The organism is Rhodococcus sp. PvR099 (assembly GCF_017833315.1).
Lineage (GTDB): Bacteria > Actinomycetota > Actinomycetes > Mycobacteriales > Mycobacteriaceae > Rhodococcus_G > Rhodococcus_G oryzae.
This window is the reverse complement of the sequence record NZ_JAFIBV010000001.1, coordinates 4897215-4914555: the sequence shown is the minus strand read 5'-3', so window position 1 is coordinate 4914555 and position 17341 is coordinate 4897215. Positions and strand designations below refer to the sequence as shown.

The following is a 17341-nucleotide window of genomic DNA, read 5'->3' as shown; positions in this document are numbered from 1 at the left end:
GGGTGATACCAATGTAAATTGCGGGGCATGTCACGCCGAATTGAGTTCACCGCCAACTACACCCGCCCCGCCGCCGAGATCCACCGCACGCTCACCGACGAAGGATTCTGGCGCAACCGCGTCGAGCAGGGCGCAGACAAGGGCCTCACCCTCGCGCACCTCACCGCCGGTGAGGGCACCATCGACGTCGCCCTCGCCCAGGACATCGACAAGGCCGCGCTGCCGGGCGTCGTCTCCAAGATCCTCAAGGGCGAACTGTCCATCACCCGTGGCGAGGTGTGGGGCCCGCTGACCGACGGCAAGGCCGAGGGCACCTTCAGCACCACCGCCACCGGCATCCCGATCAACGCCTCGGGCACCGCGACCCTGGTCGACACCGCCGAGGGCTCCACCCTGACCGTCGAGGGCGACGTCGAGGTCAGCGTGCGCCTGATCGGCGGCACCATCGAGGGCCTGGTGTCCGAGCAGATCCTCGGCATCCTGGCGAAGGACCAGGAAGTCGTCGAGGAGTGGATCACCGCCAACAGCTGACGCGGGTGTTGTCGGTGCGCCGAGCCCGAGCCGGTACCCTCCGGGTCATGGCTCGACGCATCGACTACTCCGCCCGTTACACCCATCCCGCCGAGAAGGTGTACTCCGCGCTGACGAACCGGGACTACTGGGAGGCGCGGATGGTCGAGCTCCGCAAGTTCTCCGACAATCACGTCGAGAGCTTCGAGGTCGGCGACGACGGCATCGACCTCGTCTTCCACCACATCATTCCGCGGGACACCCTGCCCGACATCGCGCAGACCGTGATGAAGAAGGACATGGTGATCACCCGCAAGGAGCACTACAGCGTCTTCGGCGACGAGGTCACCGGCACCTACTCGGCCTCCATCCCGGCCGGCCCCGGCAGCCTCAGCGGCACCATGGCGCTGTTCGGCACCGACACCGGCTCCACGCTGCGGACCTCCTCCGAGGCGAAGGTGTTCATCCCCTTCGTCGGAGGCAAGCTCGAGCAGCTGATGCTGGTCAACCTCGTCGACCTGTTCCGCACGGAGGCCCAGGTCACCGCGGACTGGCTCGCCGAGCAGTAAAAAAACCGAACCTCGTGTCCCGCCCGAGCGGAACCCGAACGGGTTCCGGCAAACCGGACGGCGTCATCACCCGCGGCACCACCGGCATCAACCGGCTGCGCCGCAGCGACCGCTGGCTGATGCACCGGGCCGCGGTCGCCGACACGCTGCACGCGGCCGGCGACCCGCTGGTCGTCGACCTCGGCTACGGCGCCCGCCCCCACACCACCTTCGAGCTGGCGTCCCGGCTGCGCACCGTCCGCCGCGACCTCCGAGTAGTCGGCCTGGAGATCGATCCCGCGCGGGTGGTCGAGGCCCGCGACGGCGTGAGCTTCGCGCGCGGCGGCTTCGAGCTGGCCGGGCTGAACCCCGTGCTCATCCGCGCGTTCAACGTGCTGCGCCAGTACCCGGAGGACGCGGTCGCAGGCGCCTGGGCCAAGCTGCAGTCCGGGCTGGCGCCCGGCGGCTTGCTGATCGACGGCACCTGCGACGAGTTGGGCAGGCGCTGCGCCTGGGTGCTGCTCGACGCGGACCGCCCGCTGTCGCTGACCCTCGCCTGGGACCCGTTCGACATCGAGCGGCCGAGCGACATCGCCGAACGGCTGCCGAAGGCCCTGATCCACCGCAACGTGCCGGGCGAGCCGGTGTACGAGCTACTGCAAGCAGCCGACCGGGCGTGGGCGACGGCGGCCCCGCACGCCCCGTTCGGTCCGCGGGTGCGGTGGCGGGCGGCCGCCCAGCTGCTGCGACAGCAGGGCGTGCCGGTGGAGGTCCCACGCCGACGGCTCCGCGACTGCGTACTGACGGTCCCGTGGTCGCTGGTCGCCCCTTCGATCTAGCCTTGTCGTGACCGAAGCACCTGCGAAGGGACCTGTGAGAATGCGTTCGACCCTGCTGTCGCGGAGAGATCTCGACTTTCTGCTCTACGAATGGCTCGACGTCGAGGCGCTGACGGACGACCCCCGCTACCAGGAGCATTCCCGCGACACCTTCGACGCGGTGCTCGATCTCAGCGAGCAGCTGGCCACCCGGCACTTCGCCACCCACAACAAGAAGGGTGACGAGCAGGAGCCGAGCTTCGACGGCACCCGGGTCACCATCATCCCGGAGGCCAAGCAGGCCCTCGACGCGTTCGTGAAGGCGGACCTGATGGGCGCGGGCATGGCGTACGAGGCAGGCGGGCTGCAGCTGCCCGCGACGGTCACCGGAGCCTGCTTCGCCTGGTTCCAGGCCGCGAACGTCGGCACCGCCGCCTACCCGATGCTGACCATCGGGAACGCGAACCTGCTGCTCGCGCACGGCAGCCCGGAGCAGATCGAGACCTACGCCAAGCCGCTCGTCGCGGGCCGCTTCTTCGGCACCATGTGTCTGTCGGAGCCGCAGGCGGGGTCCTCGCTCGGCGACATCGTGACCCGCGCCGAGGCGCAACCCGACGGCAGCTACCGGCTGTTCGGCAACAAGATGTGGATCTCCGGCGGCGAGCACGATCTGGCCGAGAACATCGTCCACCTGGTGCTGGCCAAGATCCCGGGCGCGCCCGAGGGCACCAAGGGCATCTCACTGTTCGTCGTGCCCAAGTTGCTGGTCGAGTCCGACGGCAGCCTCGGCGAACGCAACGACGTGACGCTGGCCGGGCTGAACCACAAGATGGGCTACCGCGGCACCACGAACACCGTGCTGAACTTCGGCGACGGCACCCACACCCCCGGCGGCGCGGCGGGCGCCGTCGGATACCTGGTCGGCGAGCCCGACAAGGGCCTGTCGTACATGTTCCACATGATGAACGAGGCCCGGATCGGGGTCGGCCTCGGCGCGACGGCGCTCGGCTACACCGGCTACCTCAAGTCCGTCGACTACGCCCGGCTGCGCGAGCAGGGCAGGCCGGTCACGGCGAAAGATCCTGCCACCAAGCCGGTCCCGATCATCGAGCACGCCGACGTCAAGCGGATGCTGCTGGCCCAGAAGTCCTATGTGGAGGGCGCGCTGGCGCTGGAGATGTTCTGCATGCGGATGGTCGACGAGCAGCGGATCGCCGAGACCGTCGCCGCCCGTAACCGGATCGGCCTGCTGCTCGACATCCTCACCCCGATCGCCAAGAGCTGGCCGTCGCAGTGGTGCCTCGAGGCGAACAACCTGGCGATCCAGGTGCACGGCGGGTACGGCTACACCCGCGAGTACGACGTCGAACAGCACTACCGCGACAACCGGCTCAACCCCATCCACGAGGGCACCCACGGCATCCAGGGCCTGGATCTGCTGGGCCGCAAGGTCACCCAGCAGGGCGGCATCAGCCTGCGGCTGCTGAGCGAGTCCATCGGGCGCACCATCGCGGACGCCGAGGAGACCGACGGCGAGCTCGCAGAGCTGGCCGAGCAGCTCGGCGAGGTGCTCGGCCGGGTCGGCACGATCACCGCGGGGTTGTTCGCGTCCGGCGACGTCGAAGCGGCCATGGCCAACAGCTCGGTCTATCTGGAGGCGGTCGGGCACGTGGTCGTCGCGTGGATCTGGCTCGAGCAGATGCTCGCCTGTGAGGGCAAGACCGGCGACTTCTACGACGGCAAGCGGCAGGCCGGCCGGTACTTCTTCCGGTACGAGCTGCCCAAGACCGGCCCGCAGCTGGCGCTGCTCGCCTCGCTCGACCGGACCACGCTGGAGATGCGGGACGCCTGGTTCTGATCGACCCGCCGGGTCAGGCCCAGGCGGACAGCGCCCGGCCGACCCGGCGTTCGACCCGGACCGACTGCCCCGCCGCGCCAGCCTCGAGCGCAGGCCGGTCGAGCCTGCCGATGGCCAGCGCGTCGCCGACCACCTCGTCGAGCACCCACTGCGAGACCCCGCTCTCGGCCAGGTCGAGCACCGTCCGCAGCGGGGTGGTGATCAGGAAGGCACCGGTGTGCTCGCAGTCGGCGGGCCCCAGGTCGGCGCGGTGCACCGCGACCCGGTCGGTCCGGACGTGCACGGGCGCGCCTGCGGTCACGTGCAGGAACTGCGGGTGCAGGTGACCGAGGCCGTACAGCTCGGCCGCGCTCTGATGGGAGACGACGGCCCCCTGTAACTGGACGCACCGCCTGGCCACGTCCTCCAGGTCGGTGTGCGGCCACGGCGACAACCGGAACAGGTCCCTGTCGACGCGTTCCCACGCGCCCGCGCCGAGCGCGCGGCCGATCTCCCCCGGCGAAAAGCCGAGCGTGCGCGCCTGTCCGGCGGTGAAATACCCGGCCTGTTCGAGCGCGCACTCGAACAGACCCCGCTCGCGCTCCTCGTGGCGCCGCACGACCCCGTCGTCCATGACGTCACAGTACGTGCGACTGTGGCATGGATCACAGGGAATTCTCGCAGCGCGTTCTCAGATCCCCCACAGACTTCTGGGGAAGAATCCGTGCAATGGCCTCCCCCGCGAACACTTCGTACCGGTCCGCGAACTCCGGACCGAAGCGCAACCGCACCCTGCTGATCGTGCTGATCGTGATCGCCGCGCTGGTCGCGGTCCTGATCTCGGCCGAGCTCTACGTCCGGCACAACGTCAAGCAGTGCATGGCCCAGCAGCTCGAGAGCGAGCTCGGCTCCCAGGTCGACGTCGGGTTGAGCTGGAAGCCGGTGCTGCTGCAGGCGATCGACAAGAACGTCCCATACATCACGGTCACCAGCGACGACTCCAGCTTCGGCCCCGCCAAGGACATGCACGTCACGGCGAAGGTCAACGACATCGAACTGACCGACAAGGGCGGCGGCACCATCGGCAGTTCCACCGCAGACGTGGACTGGTCCACCGCCGGCATCCTCGCGACCATCCAGGCCCAGCCCTTCGGCCAGCTGGTCTCCGGCGTGACCGCCGACCCGACCGCGGGCACGCTGTCGTTCCAGGTCATCGGGCTCGCGGAGCTGACCGTCCGGCCGCAGGTGGTGGACGGAAAGGTCGACATCGAGACCGTTGAGGCCTCCGTCCTCGGCCTCGGGCTGCCCACCGACCTGGTCAGCGGCATCGTGGACGTGCTCGGCGACAGCCTGCAGACGCTCCCGCTCGGGATGTCGGCGACCTCGCTGACCATCACCGACGGTGGACTGCAGATGTCGATGGCCGGCGGCGCCTACACGATGCCGGAGGCCTCCCCCGAGGCGCAGGCCACGGGCGGCGGCTGTTCCCTGCTGTGATCCGCGCTCGCGGTGGCCGGGTGGCGGTTCGCGCTATCCGGCCGCCGCGAACCCGTCCAGCACGGCCCGGGTTCCGGACAGGCCAAGCCTGGTCGCGCCCGCCTCGATCATCTCCCGCGCGGCGTCCGCGGTCCTGATCCCGCCGCTCGCCTTGACGCCGAGCCTGCCGCCGACGGTGGCCGCCATCAACCGCACCGCGGCCGCGGTGGCACCGCCCGCCGGGTGGAAGCCTGTCGAGGTCTTGACGAAGTTCGCCCCGGCCAGTTCGGCGGCCCGGCAGCATTCGACGATCGCCTCGTCGGACAGCGCAGCGGTCTCGAGGATCACCTTGAGCACGGTGGCGTCGCCGATCCCCTCCCGCACGGTGAGGATGTCCGCGAGCACCGCGTTGTAGTCGCCCGCGACCGCCGCGCCCACATCGATCACCATGTCGATCTCCCTCGCGCCCTGCTCCACCGCGAGCCGCGCCTCCGCCCCCTTGATCAGGGAATGGTGCTTGCCCGACGGGAAGCCGGCCACGGCGGCGACGGCCAGCCCCTCGGCCCGCACCGGCAGCATCGACGGCGATACGCAGATGGCGTACACGCCGAGGTCGCGGGCCTCCGCGATCAGCGCGTCGACATCGGCGGGCGTTGCCTCCGGCTTGAGCAGGGTGTGATCGACCATCTGGGCGACCCGGTCTCGGGTCAGCGGGGCGTCAGGCATACCGAAGAGCTTGGCACAGCGCGGTATCCGAGCGGGGAATCCGGTTGCGGCCGCCACCCGCGGCGGGGCGCCCCTGCCCGCGGGCGAACCTATGGAGGTCGGGCTGGTCGCGAGGTTGCGGGCGTCCGAGGCGTGGCTGCCTGCGCTGTCACTGGTCGCCGAGATCGACGGCGAGATCCGCGGCCACGTCTGCCTGACCAGGGCCACCGTCGCCGGTCGGCCCGCGCTCGCGCTCGGTCCGATCGGGGTGCCGCCCGAACACAAGGGCCACGGGATCGGCGCCGCGCTGATGCACGCCGTCCTCGGGGCGGCGGACGCACTCGACGAACCGCTGGTCGCCCTGCTCGGACACCTCGACTACTACCCGCGGTTCGGGTTCGTGCCCGGGTCGACGCTGGCCGTCGACCCCGGCGTCCCGGACTGGGTCTCGCACTTCCAGATTCGGCCGCTGCCGGCCTACACCCCTGACCTCGCTGGCGGATTCCGGTACGCGGAACCGTTCTACGAGGAGTGAACGCGCGGTGACACGTTCCATAATGTGAACCGTCGCGGCTACCGTGTCGGTATGAGCGCCGACGAGCTGGCCGCCGTGTTCAACGCAGGCGCGGCCGAGTTCACCTGGCTGACCCCACAGATCTGGGGCCCGGCCGGGCAGGCACTGGCCTTCCAGTTGCGGCTGGGGCCGGGCAACGCGGTGCTCGACGTGTGTTGCGGCGCAGGCGCCTCGGCGCTGCCCGCGGCCGCCGCCGTCGGTCCGGGCGGCCTGGTACACGCCGTCGACCTCGCGGACGACCTGCTGGAGGAGGGCAGGCTGCTGGCGTCCGATCGCGCCCTGCAGAACATCGACTTCGTGCACGCCGACGCCACGGAATGGGAGCCGCCGAGCACGGTCCCCGAGGCCGGCTACGACGCGCTGGCCAGCTCCTACGGGGTGTTCTTCCTCCCACGCATGGACGAGTCGGTGAACCGGCTGGTGAACCTGGTCCGCCCCGGCGGCAAGGTCGGCGTCACGGCCTGGCGCCGCGGCGCCCTCGAGGACTACGCCAGGGCGTATTTCGATGCGGTCGGGCGGCACGTGCCGGGCTTCGACGTCGGTGCCCGCGACAACCGCGATGACCCGCTCAAGAAACTCGATACGACCGACGCGCTGAGCGCCTGGCTCGCCGGTTTCGGCACCTCCGCCGTCGAGATCAACGAGCTGTCCAACTGGCTGCCCGCGACCCCCGAGCTGGCATGGGGACTGGTGCTGGGCAGCGCCCTGCGCGGCACCCTGGTCGGCCTCGACCCCGGCACCGTCGAGGCGATCCGGCTCGAGTTCCTGGCGCTGCTCACCGAACGCGACATCGAGACCCTCGACCTGGGCACGCTGGTCGCCACGGCAGTCGTCGACCGCTGACCGGTACCTGCGACACTGGGTCCATGAGCTCGCCTACCACCGACGACGACCGCCGTTTCGTGCTCTCGCTCGGCACCCCGGACCGCACCGGCATCGTCGCCCGGATCTCCACGTTCCTCGCCGAGGTCGGCGGATCCATCGTCGAGGCCGCGTACCACGCGGACGCCGACAGTGGCTGGTTCTTCACCCGGCAGGCCGTGAGCGCCTCCTCGATCGACATGAGCATCGACGAGCTCCGCACCGCGTTCGCCGCGGTCGCCGCCGAGCTCGGCCCCGACACCGAGTGGACGCTGCAGGATTCGTCCGAGCGCAAGCGCGTCGTGCTGCTGGTGAGCAAGGAGGCACACTGCCTGCACGACCTGCTCGGTCGCGCCGCGGGCGGCGAGCTACCCGCGGACATCTGCGCGGTCATCGGCAACCACATGGACCTGGCGCCCGTCGTGGAGGCGCACGGGCTCACCTTCCACTACGTGCCGTTCCCGAAGGACCCGGCCGAGCGCGGCCCGGCGTTCAACCGGGTTCGCGACCTGGTCGACGCCCACGACCCCCACGCGGTGGTGCTGGCCCGCTTCATGCAGGTGCTGCCCGCCGACCTGTGCGAGCACTGGGCTGGGCGCGCGCTCAACATCCACCACAGCTTCCTGCCGTCCTTCGTCGGCGCCAGGCCCTACCACCAGGCGTTCGCGCGGGGCGTGAAGCTGATCGGCGCGACCTGCCACTACGTGACAGCCGAGCTGGATGCCGGGCCGATCATCGAGCAGGACGTGATCCGGGTCGACCACGCCGACGAGGTCCGCGACATGGTGCGCCAGGGTCGCGACATCGAGAAGCTGGTGCTCGCCCGTGGCCTGCGCTGGCACCTGGAGGACCGGGTGCTGGTGCACGGCCGCAAGACCGTCGTCTTCAGCTAGGCGCTCCGCGCCCGTGAGTCCTTGTGGTCCCCCTGCGGCCCAGAAGGACTCACAGTCGGGCGAGGCGGCGGATCTCGTCGTTGACCGGGCCGGGGGCCTCGACGGTGCTCATGTGGCCGATCGCGGGCAGCCGGATCAGGCGCTGCAGGTGCCCGGCCTCGTCCAGCACGTCCGAGATCCGCCGAGAGTGCGACTGCGGGGTGAGCCGATCGGCGGTCCCGACCAGCACGGTGGTCGGTACCTGCAGGTTCTCCAGCGCGGCGCGGATGTCGAGCATGCTCAGCGCGGCGCCCCAGCCGCCGCGGGTCCGGCCGTGACAGTCGAGCACGATCCGGGTGCAGAACTCGACCTCCTCGCGCGTGGACCCGGGCGCCATCGCCGCGTACTGGATGACGCGGCGGGTGGCGGGCGTATCCACCCGCACCGAGCTGCGCCAGCCCAGGAGAACCCGGCCCACCGGCGGCGGGATCGTCGGCAGCCGCTGCGAGAGCGGGATCAGCGTGGACTCTGCGACCAGGCTGTCGGTCGCGGTGCTCGCCAGCATCACCGCGCGGGCCTTCGCCCGGACGTGCTCCGGGTACCTACCGGCCCACGACATGATGCTCATGCCACCCATGCTGTGGCCGACCAGGACGGCCTTCTTGTCGCCGGTCACGGTGGCCTCGAGCACCGCGGCCAGGTCGTCGGCCAGCAGGTCGGTGCTGAGCGGGTTGCGACCGAGCTCGGTACGCCCGTGCCCCCGCTGGTCGTAGGTGATGACGCGGAAGTCGTCGGCCAGCGCGTTGATCTGCGGGTACCAGTAGGCGGTCGAGCAGGTCCAGCCGTGGCTGAGCACGATGGGCTGCGCCTCGGGATCGCCGTAGGCCACCACGTGGATCGGGTGCCCGTCCGCCGAGGTGACGGAGATCGTCTCGGGCCGGTGCACGGGATCGCTCAGCGCGGGATTCGGCTCGGCCACAAAGGGTGCGCTCGACCTGGTCCGCCGGGAGAGCACGACCGCGCCCACACCGATGATCGCCGCTCCGGCCGCCGCTCCGACGAGGATCCGTCGCTTCGAACCCCGTGACTGTGCCGTCACCTGTCCACCTCCGTGATGTGCTGTTCATTGTCGATTGGGAAGCCGCCCTTGCCCTGACGTCACACGATGCCGTGGTCGCGCCGGGTCCCGGCGGCGCTAGATGATGTGTGCCCGGCGCAGCAGGAGCTTCGACGGCCCGCCGATCAACCCGACCTCGCTCAGGAATTCGACGGTCTTCGCGCTGCCCTCGCGGAGCATGTCGTGGTAGTGCTTGTTGGCCTTCGCCGCCGCGCGGGCTCGCTCGGGGTCCAGCCCCGCGGCCTCGTACACCTTGTCGTTGACCAGGCTGGTGACGATGAAGTAGGCGGTCACGCCGAGCATCAACCGGACCCGCGCCCTGGTGAACCAGGAGATGCCGTCGACGCGCCGGACGGTCTCCTCGCGGGCGAACTTGATGTGCCGCGCCTCCTCGAGGACGTGGATCCTGCTCACCGTCCTGGTGAGCGGCTGCACCCGCTCGTCCTTCATGAAGTCGCGCTGCATCATGTCGAGGATCTCCTCGGCGAACAGCGTGCCGCCGTAGGCGAGCGAACCGGAGGCCGTCGCCTTGAAGGCGCGCGCCGACTCTCGGATCCACCGCTTGGGCCGGTAGGACGGGACGCCGAAACGCTGCGCCGACCTGGCGAACATCGTCGAGTGCCTGCACTCGTCGGCGATCTCGGTGAGCGCGAACTGCACGTGCGGCTCGGACGGGTCGTGGCTGTAGATATCGCGCAGCAGCATCTGCATGAGGATCATCTCGAACCAGATTCCGGTGCCTGCGACACTCGCGGCCTCGTGCTTGGTGAGCGTGATCCGCTGGTCCTCGGTCATCGACTCCCAGAGGTCGGTGCCGTAGAGGCTGGACCATTCCGGCGTCATGCCGTAGAGGCCCGCCGGAATGGGCGCCTCCCAGTCGACCTCGATGAGGGGGTCGTAGGACTTCCTGGCCGCCGAGGCCAGTAGTCGGCTCGCCGTGTCCTGCCGCTCCCCCGCCCTGGCCAGGCGGGATCCGGACCTGTTCACGGCCTTGCGTACGTGAAGGATCGACATCGCCACTCCTCGGCATCGGATCCGGTGACACGCGCCGGTATCGACTTACCTCAAGAATGCGTGGCGGGAATGACCGTTGTCAAGGGTTATATGTAACTGATATTCGCAGACAATTTGGGGGTGCGATCGACGCCCCCAACGCGAGGGCGACCGACTACCAGCGCGGCCCGCGCTGGACCTCGTCCACCCGCGGTCGCACGTCGACCAGGTACACGCAGATCGCCACGACCGCGATCATCCAGAAGAGCATTCCGAAGGGCAGCAGCAGCACCAGCAGCGCGACCAGCAGGATGCCCAGCCAGATCGGCTTGCTCAGCTTGTCGACCGCGGTGAAGGCGTCGGTGCGCTGCCGGATCGCGTGGAAGACCGCGAAAACGCCCGCCGCGATGGCGGCGAGCTGGAGCGCGAGCATGATCAGGCCGGTGAGGCCGTTGACGGTCGGCATGTATCCATCCTACGAGTTCGGCCCCCGCACACCGTGATGCGCGGGGGCCGAACTCGATTCAGCTGTGCGAACCGTCAGCTGGTGGCCTTCTTGGCCGGGGCCTTCTTGGCCGGAGCCTTGGCCGCGGTCGCGGCGGGCTTCGGGGCGGCCGGCTTGGCCGGAGCCTTCTTGGCCGGGGCCTTCTTGACGGGCGCCTTGGTGGCGGCCGTGTCGACCTTGGCCGCGGCCGTCTTGGTGGTGGACTCGGCCTTCTCGCCCGCGCCGACGAAGCGGCTGGCCACGTTCTCGCCCGCCTCGGTCACGGCGTCGCTGACCTCGTCGGCGACGTCGCTGATGCGCTCCGCGGCGCGGCCGGCCAGCTTGGCGGCCTGCTCGCCGACGGCCCGGGTCTGACGGGCAACGGTGCCGAGGGCCTCCTCGGTAAGGGTGGCGGCGTCGCCGAGAACCGACTCGGCGCGCTCGATGCCCTCTTCGACGGCGGGCTGCTTGCGCAGACGCTCGACGGTCTCCTCTCCCCGCTCGGCGAGCGAGGTGTAGATGTCGGATGCGACCTTCAGGTACGCCTCGGCGACCTTGCGCAGCTCCTCGGCGGTGAACTTCTCGCGCAGCTCGGCGAGCTCCTCGGGCAGCTCGGACGGCAGGCCGGCAAGCCGCTCGCGGAGGCTCTCGACACCCTCGGTGAGGTCGCCGGTCAGCTTCTCGAAGCGCTCGCGGGCGGCGTCGACCGTGAGGGCCTCCTCGCCGTTGGCGGTGGCACGCGAACGCACCTGGGCGACGACGTCGGCGACGGCCTGGACGACCACGTCGCCCGCGCCGACTGCGGCGTACAACGGGGTCTTCACGCTGTCGAGACCTTTGAGTTCAGTCATTCCTGGTTCTCCTTTTCGGGCTGGGGGTCGAGGCGCGGATTGTTCTCGCGCCGAAACGATTCGTAGATTTCAAGGAGGACCTGCTTCTGTCGCTCCGTGACGGAGGTATCGGAGAGCAGGGCGTCCCGCACCGGACTGGCTGGGCGATCTTCGAGAAATCCAGCCCGCATGTAGAGCACCTCCGCGGACACGCGGAGTCCCTTCGCGATCTGCCCGAGCACCTCTGCCGAGGGCTTGCGCAACCCACGCTCGATCTGACTCAGGTAGGGGTTGCTGACGTTGGTGAGTTGCGAGAGCTGCCGCAACGACACCTGCGCGGCCTCCCGCTGCGACTTGATGAAGCTGCCGATGTCCTGCGCCGCGGAGCTGACCACCCGCGCGGCCACATCACCGGCACTGTCGCCAGTGGGCGTTTCGTCGGCCATCACACTCCCTACCTGGTGGGTGAATCCCACGGTACGGGAGCGTGCTAACTATTGCAAGCACTCTTGTTAGCAGCGGGCTGCGGTCAGGTGAACAACACTTGCGAGACGGTGTGGATGGTCAGCCCGGCGAGCGCACCGACCACGGTGCCGTTGATCCGGATGAACTGCAGATCCCGCCCCACCTGCAGCTCGATCTTGCGGCTGGCCTCCTCCGCGTCCCAGCGTGCCACCGTGTCGGTGATGACGCCGGTGATCTCCTCCGTGTAGTTCGCGGCGATGTAGCGGGTTCCGCTGTCGAGCCAGCCGTCGACCTTGGCTCGCAGTTCCCCATCGTCGCGCAGCCGCTCCCCCAGCCGGATCACGGTGTCGCGGATCTTGGCCCGCAGCGTGCTGTCCGGGTCGTCGACGGACTCGAGGATCATCCGCTTGGCCACCTTCCACGCCGCCTCGGCGGCTCCGGTGACCTCCTTCCGGCCCATGATCTCCGCCTTGACCTTCTCGGCCTTGGCCATGGTCGCCGGGTCGTTCTGCAGGTCGTTCGCGAAGTCGACGAGGAAGCGGTTGGCGGCCAGCCGAACCTCGTGCTCCGGGTTCGAGCGCACCTTCCAGGTGAACTCCACGAGCTCCTTGTAGATCTTCTCGCCGAGCAGCGCGTCGACGAACTTCGGCGACCAGGCCGGACTGTCCCGGTCGATGATCCGGTCGATCGTGTCCTGGCTGCCCAGCGCCCACTGATGGGCCCGCTCCGCGAGCAGGTCGAGCAGCGGCAGCTGTCGGTTCTCCTTGATCAACTCCGCGAGCACCTTGCCGATCGGCGGCCCCCAGGCCGGCTCGGCGAGCCTGCGGACGATCGTGCTGTCGATGATCTGCTGGACGTCCTCGTCGCGGAGCACCGAGACGAACCCGCGCAGGATCGTCGCGGTCTCCGCGGCCACCCGCGTGGCGTGCGCCGGCTCGGCCAGCCAGGTGCCGACCCGCAGCGGGACCTGCGCGGCCTCCACCTTCTGCGACACGACGTCGGGCGCGAGGAAGTTCTGCCCGACGAAGCTGCTCAGGTTCGAGCCGAGCTGGTCCTTCTTCTTCTTGATGATCGCGGTGTGCGGGATCGGCAGCCCGAGCGGATGCCGGAACAGCGCCGTCACGGCGAACCAGTCCGCCAGCGCGCCGACCATGCCCGCCTCGGACGCGGCCCGGACATAGCCGACCCATTCCGGCGCGCCCTTGCTCTCCTGCCAGCGGGCGACCAAATACACCACGGTGGCCAGGACGAGGAACCCCGTGGCGAGGGCCTTCATCCGGCGGAGGTCACGCTTCTTGGCGGCGTCATCGACGGTGAGCAACTGCACCAGGCCCATTGTGCCGAATCTCCGGGCCACGCCGGGTCAATCGTCGGCTCCTGCTCGAACCCCCGCCTAAACTGTGCAGGAGATCAAACCGAACGGATGTGGCGAACCCAGTGCCCAAGAACTCAGTGCCAACAGCACAGGACCCCGAACAGACCGAGACTGCGACCAAGCCCGAGAGATCCGAGGAGGCGGCCAAGCCCGAGAAGCCGGACGGCCGCAAGCGGCGGTGGCGCGAACACAAGATCGCGCGCCGCGAGGAACTGGTCGACGGCACCATCGCGGCTATCCGGGTGCGCGGGCGCGACATCGGCATGGACGAGATCGCATCCGAGATCGGCGTCTCCAAGACCGTCCTGTACCGGTACTTCAACGACAAGAACGACCTGACCAGCGCCACCATGATGCGCTATGTCGAGACGGTGCTCGCGCCGCGGATGTACGCCGCGATCGGCAGCGACATGGACGAGTACGAGCTGGCGCGGATGGCGATCACCGCGTACGTCGAGACCGTCGCCGAAGACCCAGAGGTCTACCTCTACGTGATGGCGAACAGCGCGGGCGGCAACCGCGACGTCGTCGCCGAATCGGAGCGGATGATCGCCGAGCTGCTCTCCGCCGTCCTCGGCGAACGGTTGCGCCTGATGGAGATGGATTCCGGCGGGTCGCTGCCGTGGGCCTACGGGATCGTCGGCGCCGTACAGCTCGCCACCCACTGGTGGATCTCCAACAAGTCGATGACCGCGGAGAACCTGATCGACTACCTGACGATGATGACGTGGGGCGGGATCACCGGGATCGCGGAGGTCGCAGGCTCTCCCGCGCGTTTCAACGCCAATCCGCATCCGCTGCTCCGCGGGGACGCCGCCGAGGGCCTCTGACGGTCTTGTGTTACCTGAGGTAACAGGTATTCTTGCGGGGTGAGCGACTTCAGCGCCGAGACCGGCGAGGACCACGACGAACCGGACGGCTACTCCGGAAGGGCGCTGATCACGGTCGGTTCGCACCCCACCCTCGCGCTCGACGTCCAGCTGGTCGGCCATTTCGAGCCGATCAGCGGTCGCTACCTCTGGCAGGGCCGGGTCCGCCGGCTCGCGGAGTCGATGCGCGACGGCGCGACGGTCGGGCCCGGCGCGGAGCTGGAGATCGAGACCCCCGAGGGCTCGGGCATCGCGACGGTGTCCTCGATCGACCTCTGGGGCAGCCACATGATCGAGGGCCGGTCGGGCAGGCCGTTCGCCGCGATGGAGGACACCGAAGGCCTGCTCTGACCGTTCCCGCCTGTTCCGCGGCCCGGCCGACCTACACTCTTGCGCCATGGAGCTGCAGACCCGCCAGCTGAGGTACTTCGTCGCCGTCGCAGAGGAGCTGAATTTCACCCGCGCCTCCCAGCGTCTGCACATCGCGCAGCAGGCGCTGAGCGCGCAGATCAAGCAACTGGAGCAGGACCTGGACGTGATCCTGCTGACGCGGACCACCCGCAGCGTGACCTTGACCGCGGCAGGCGCCGCGTTCCTCGAGGATGCGAGCGCGGTGCTGGCGGCCATGGACGCCGCGGCCGAGCGTGCACGCTCGCTGCAGCGCAGCGAGCGTGCACGCCTGGTGTTGGGCTTTCTCGAGGGCGCGGCGCTGATCCTGACCGAGCCGATCCTCTCGGCCTTCCGCACCCGCCATCCCGGCGTCACGGTGGAACTGCGTCAGTTCAACTACGACGACCCCTCGGCCGGCCTCGCCGACCGGTCGGTGGATGTGGCGTTCGTGCGGCGCCCGATCTCCACGGACGGCATCGACTTCGTCCCCCTGTTCAACGAGCCGCTCATGGTGGGGCTCCGCACCGACCATCCACTGGCCGATCGCCCCGCGGTTCGCGCGAGCGAGCTCCTCTCCGAGCCCATGCTCGGGGCGGCCTGCACCGACCCGGTGTGGAACGCATTCTGGGAACTCGATGCGCATCGAAATGGCACACCCGCTCCGCCCGTCTCCCGCTCGACCACGTTGCTGGAGGAATATCAGAAGGTGGCGGCCGGGGTCGGAATCGTGGTGACGGCCGCCGCGGCCCGCTGGGTTCCCTTTCCCGGGGTGGCGCTGGTACCGATCCTCGACGCCGCCCGCAACGAGGTCGCGGTGGCACGCCACCGCGACAACGATTCGGCGCTCGTGTGCTCGTTCATCGACACCGCTCGACGGGTGCGCGACGCCCGCCCCGATCTCGTCGCGAAGCTGAGCGAACCGGATTTCGACGACCGCACGATGCCGACGTTCATCCCGTACTGACAAGCGCAGCTTGTGAATCCGTAGCGAACGGGTGTTTCCGTTCGACTCTCCCCAACCCTAAGGTTCCTTGGACGTCCGAACGTCGCTCGATGAAGGGTAGAGAATGAGCTGGTCACGGGGCCGAGTCCTGATGCGCATCATGACTGCACCGGTGCTCGTTGCCGCCGCCGTGGCGCTGCAGGTACCCGCCCAGGCCGCCGCCACCCCCACGAGCGACTGGACACTGCCCCGGTTGACCGTCACCGACAGCTCCATCACCGACGTCACCGGGCGGACCGTCCTGCTGCGCGGGGCGAACGTCAACCAGCTCAACGACTACGCCGAGAACGACCCCGCGATCCCGGCCACCGCACCTCTCGAACGCGCCGACTTCACCCGGATGGCGACACTCGGCTTCAACGTCGTTCGGCTGACCGTGGCATGGTCCGCCCTCGAACCCACCCCCGGTGCATTCGACATGGCCTACGTGGCCCGGATCCGCGAGGCCGTGAACGACGCCAAGGACCACGGCATCTACACCGTGCTGGACATGCACCAGGACGCATGGGGCAAGGCGGTCGGCACACCCCCGGGCGAGGCCTGCCCCGCACCGCTCAAGCCCGGCATCGGATGGGACGGCGCCCCCGCATGGGCCACCATCACCGACGGCTGGAGCACCTGCACCCTCGGCGGGATCCGCGAGACCTCCCCCGCCGTCGCCCGCTCGTTCCAGAACTTCTACGACGACACCCAGGGGATCCAGGGTCACCTGGTCAACACCTGGGCGCGACTGGCCGCCGAATTCAAGGACGAACCGGCGGTCGTCGGCTACGACCTGCTCAACGAGCCCAACCCCGGCCTGCGGGACCCCATCACCGCCGCCGACCAGATCGGCCGGTACTACCAGCGCGCGATCGCGGCGATCCGGCAGGCCGAGCAGGGTGGGTTCGCACACCTGGTGTTCTTCGAGCCGAGCGCGATCTGGTCCGCCATCGGTGTCGACGCGCTGCCGCCGCCGCACTATGTGAACGATCCTCTCGTGGTGTTCGCGCCGCACCTGTACAGCGGATCGATCAACGTGAGCAGCGAGATCCCCTCGATCGAGGAAGGCTTCCGACTCGCGCTCGACGGTGCCGCGCGATACCGGGCACCGCTGTGGACCGGCGAGTGGGGTTGGTTCGGCGCCCCGGACGCCGACGCCGACCAGGTCGATCGATTCGTCGACGCGATGAACAAGCACCGGATCGGCGGGGCCTGGTGGTCCTGGACCCAGGCCTGCGGTGACCCGCATGCGGTCCGCGACGGCAACACCCACAAGCCTCAAGGCAACCTGAACAAGATCGACTGCCCCTCGGGCGAGCAACTCGGTCTGGTCGAGGGCTTCGCCCGCCCACTCTCGCGCGCCTACCCGCGGGCTGCCCCCGGCGCCCTCACGGAGGTGACCGCGACCGGGTTCGCCGGCACCGGCACCGGACGCCTCGAGGCCTGGTACCCCGGCACCGCACGCCCCGACCTCGACACCGCCGGCGTCACCGATCTCGGCCTGACCCAGATCGACGGCGGATGGCGCATGATCGGGAACACCGCGGGGGCTTATCGGGTGACCCAACACTGAATCACGTCGTGCGTATCCGGCAACAGTAACGAGCAGATTTCCCACTCCGATAGAAATCA

20 protein-coding genes are annotated in these 17341 nt (G+C 69.3%); 12 read left to right on the top strand and 8 right to left on the bottom strand.

Annotation, left to right across the window (positions count from 1 at the left end):
- Positions 1–27 precede the first annotated feature (27 nt).
- From JOE46_RS22830 to JOE46_RS22815, 4 genes are read left to right on the top strand one after another with little or no spacing between them, the layout of a single operon-like run.
- Positions 28–531: a DUF2505 domain-containing protein gene (locus tag JOE46_RS22830; protein WP_097210225.1), complete on the top strand. Its 504-nt coding sequence runs from the start codon at positions 28–30 to the stop codon at positions 529–531.
- A 47-nt stretch (positions 532–578) separates the two neighbouring features.
- The gene (locus tag JOE46_RS22825) at positions 579–1079 is read left to right on the top strand and encodes a DUF2505 domain-containing protein (RefSeq protein ID WP_077040616.1); all 501 of its coding nucleotides are present in this window, start codon (positions 579–581) and stop codon (positions 1077–1079) included.
- A gap of 14 nt (positions 1080–1093) precedes the next feature.
- Positions 1094–1897, top strand: a complete 804-nt coding sequence (locus JOE46_RS22820; protein WP_209928583.1) for a class I SAM-dependent methyltransferase — start codon at positions 1094–1096, stop codon at positions 1895–1897.
- A 40-nt stretch (positions 1898–1937) separates the two neighbouring features.
- Positions 1938–3734, top strand: coding sequence for an acyl-CoA dehydrogenase (locus tag JOE46_RS22815; protein WP_209928581.1), 1797 nt, complete (start codon positions 1938–1940; stop codon positions 3732–3734).
- Positions 3735–3747: 13 nt separating this feature from the next.
- On the opposite strand, the gene JOE46_RS22810 is transcribed toward JOE46_RS22815, so the two are convergent.
- Positions 3748–4347: a type IV toxin-antitoxin system AbiEi family antitoxin domain-containing protein gene (locus tag JOE46_RS22810; RefSeq protein ID WP_245221149.1), complete on the bottom strand. Its 600-nt coding sequence runs from the start codon at positions 4345–4347 to the stop codon at positions 3748–3750.
- Between the two features lie 95 nt (positions 4348–4442).
- On the opposite strand from JOE46_RS22810, the gene JOE46_RS22805 reads away from it, so the two are divergent.
- Positions 4443–5210 (top strand): DUF2993 domain-containing protein, encoded by a 768-nt coding sequence (locus tag JOE46_RS22805; RefSeq protein WP_097210222.1) that lies wholly within the window; start codon positions 4443–4445, stop codon positions 5208–5210.
- A 33-nt stretch (positions 5211–5243) separates the two neighbouring features.
- On the opposite strand, the gene deoC is transcribed toward JOE46_RS22805, so the two are convergent.
- Entirely contained in the window at positions 5244–5915 is a 672-nt protein-coding gene (deoC, locus tag JOE46_RS22800) for a deoxyribose-phosphate aldolase (RefSeq protein WP_097210221.1), read from the bottom strand.
- Between the two features lie 91 nt (positions 5916–6006).
- Here deoC and JOE46_RS22795 point away from each other — a divergent pair, with 91 nt between their 5' ends.
- From JOE46_RS22795 to purU, 3 genes are read left to right on the top strand one after another with little or no spacing between them, the layout of a single operon-like run.
- On the top strand, positions 6007–6429 hold the full coding sequence (locus tag JOE46_RS22795) for a GNAT family N-acetyltransferase (protein WP_209929234.1): 423 nt from the start codon (positions 6007–6009) through the stop codon (positions 6427–6429).
- Between the two features lie 51 nt (positions 6430–6480).
- A complete protein-coding gene (locus JOE46_RS22790) occupies positions 6481–7311 on the top strand; it encodes a class I SAM-dependent methyltransferase (protein WP_209928580.1) in 831 nt (276 codons plus the stop codon).
- 23 nt (positions 7312–7334) lie between these two features.
- A complete protein-coding gene (purU, locus tag JOE46_RS22785; protein ID WP_097210220.1) occupies positions 7335–8222 on the top strand; it encodes a formyltetrahydrofolate deformylase in 888 nt (295 codons plus the stop codon).
- Between the two features lie 49 nt (positions 8223–8271).
- Here purU and JOE46_RS22780 read toward each other — a convergent pair whose 3' ends face one another.
- The 6 genes from JOE46_RS22780 to JOE46_RS22755 form a co-directional block, all read right to left on the bottom strand.
- Positions 8272–9300 carry an alpha/beta fold hydrolase gene (locus JOE46_RS22780; RefSeq protein ID WP_097210219.1) on the bottom strand — a complete coding sequence of 343 codons (1029 nt, stop codon included), beginning with the start codon at positions 9298–9300 and terminating at the stop codon, positions 8272–8274.
- A 96-nt stretch (positions 9301–9396) separates the two neighbouring features.
- Complete coding sequence (locus JOE46_RS22775) at positions 9397–10332, bottom strand: diiron oxygenase (RefSeq protein ID WP_097210348.1); 936 nt, start codon at positions 10330–10332, stop codon at positions 9397–9399.
- Positions 10333–10486: 154 nt separating this feature from the next.
- The gene (locus tag JOE46_RS22770) at positions 10487–10777 is read right to left on the bottom strand and encodes a DUF2516 family protein (RefSeq protein ID WP_027501186.1); all 291 of its coding nucleotides are present in this window, start codon (positions 10775–10777) and stop codon (positions 10487–10489) included.
- A 74-nt stretch (positions 10778–10851) separates the two neighbouring features.
- The gene (locus tag JOE46_RS22765) at positions 10852–11646 is read right to left on the bottom strand and encodes a heparin-binding hemagglutinin (protein WP_209928579.1); all 795 of its coding nucleotides are present in this window, start codon (positions 11644–11646) and stop codon (positions 10852–10854) included.
- Positions 11643–12071 (bottom strand): helix-turn-helix domain-containing protein, encoded by a 429-nt coding sequence (locus tag JOE46_RS22760; protein WP_097210217.1) that lies wholly within the window; start codon positions 12069–12071, stop codon positions 11643–11645. The genes JOE46_RS22765 and JOE46_RS22760 overlap by 4 nt, the downstream gene beginning before the upstream one ends.
- Before the next feature lie 83 nt (positions 12072–12154).
- Positions 12155–13426: a DUF445 domain-containing protein gene (locus JOE46_RS22755; protein ID WP_209928578.1), complete on the bottom strand. Its 1272-nt coding sequence runs from the start codon at positions 13424–13426 to the stop codon at positions 12155–12157.
- Between the two features lie 101 nt (positions 13427–13527).
- On the opposite strand from JOE46_RS22755, the gene JOE46_RS22750 reads away from it, so the two are divergent.
- From JOE46_RS22750 to JOE46_RS22735, 4 genes are all read left to right on the top strand, one after another.
- Positions 13528–14295 (top strand): TetR/AcrR family transcriptional regulator, encoded by a 768-nt coding sequence (locus JOE46_RS22750; protein ID WP_097210215.1) that lies wholly within the window; start codon positions 13528–13530, stop codon positions 14293–14295.
- Positions 14296–14334: 39 nt separating this feature from the next.
- A complete protein-coding gene (locus JOE46_RS22745; protein WP_097210214.1) occupies positions 14335–14685 on the top strand; it encodes a DUF4873 domain-containing protein in 351 nt (116 codons plus the stop codon).
- A 46-nt stretch (positions 14686–14731) separates the two neighbouring features.
- Positions 14732–15688: a LysR family transcriptional regulator gene (locus JOE46_RS22740; RefSeq protein ID WP_097210213.1), complete on the top strand. Its 957-nt coding sequence runs from the start codon at positions 14732–14734 to the stop codon at positions 15686–15688.
- Positions 15689–15818: 130 nt separating this feature from the next.
- Complete coding sequence (locus tag JOE46_RS22735) at positions 15819–17282, top strand: glycoside hydrolase family 5 protein (RefSeq protein WP_374102924.1); 1464 nt, start codon at positions 15819–15821, stop codon at positions 17280–17282.
- Positions 17283–17341 lie beyond the last annotated feature (59 nt).

Coding starts and splice junctions, on each gene's coding strand:
- JOE46_RS22770 (WP_027501186.1), bottom strand. CDS start 10,777: ATGCCGACCGTCAACGGCCTCACCGGCCTGATCATGCTCGCGCTCCAG.
- purU (WP_097210220.1), top strand. CDS start 7,335: ATGAGCTCGCCTACCACCGACGACGACCGCCGTTTCGTGCTCTCGCTC.
- JOE46_RS22740 (WP_097210213.1), top strand. CDS start 14,732: ATGGAGCTGCAGACCCGCCAGCTGAGGTACTTCGTCGCCGTCGCAGAG.
- JOE46_RS22795 (WP_209929234.1), top strand. CDS start 6,007: ATGGAGGTCGGGCTGGTCGCGAGGTTGCGGGCGTCCGAGGCGTGGCTG.
- deoC (WP_097210221.1), bottom strand. CDS start 5,915: ATGCCTGACGCCCCGCTGACCCGAGACCGGGTCGCCCAGATGGTCGAT.
- JOE46_RS22810 (WP_245221149.1), bottom strand. CDS start 4,347: ATGGACGACGGGGTCGTGCGGCGCCACGAGGAGCGCGAGCGGGGTCTG.
- JOE46_RS22755 (WP_209928578.1), bottom strand. CDS start 13,426: ATGGGCCTGGTGCAGTTGCTCACCGTCGATGACGCCGCCAAGAAGCGT.
- JOE46_RS22775 (WP_097210348.1), bottom strand. CDS start 10,332: ATGTCGATCCTTCACGTACGCAAGGCCGTGAACAGGTCCGGATCCCGC.
- JOE46_RS22790 (WP_209928580.1), top strand. CDS start 6,481: ATGAGCGCCGACGAGCTGGCCGCCGTGTTCAACGCAGGCGCGGCCGAG.
- JOE46_RS22760 (WP_097210217.1), bottom strand. CDS start 12,071: ATGGCCGACGAAACGCCCACTGGCGACAGTGCCGGTGATGTGGCCGCG.
- JOE46_RS22815 (WP_209928581.1), top strand. CDS start 1,938: ATGCGTTCGACCCTGCTGTCGCGGAGAGATCTCGACTTTCTGCTCTAC.
- JOE46_RS22830 (WP_097210225.1), top strand. CDS start 28: ATGTCACGCCGAATTGAGTTCACCGCCAACTACACCCGCCCCGCCGCC.
- JOE46_RS22825 (WP_077040616.1), top strand. CDS start 579: ATGGCTCGACGCATCGACTACTCCGCCCGTTACACCCATCCCGCCGAG.
- JOE46_RS22805 (WP_097210222.1), top strand. CDS start 4,443: ATGGCCTCCCCCGCGAACACTTCGTACCGGTCCGCGAACTCCGGACCG.
- JOE46_RS22735 (WP_374102924.1), top strand. CDS start 15,819: ATGCGCATCATGACTGCACCGGTGCTCGTTGCCGCCGCCGTGGCGCTG.
- JOE46_RS22765 (WP_209928579.1), bottom strand. CDS start 11,646: ATGACTGAACTCAAAGGTCTCGACAGCGTGAAGACCCCGTTGTACGCC.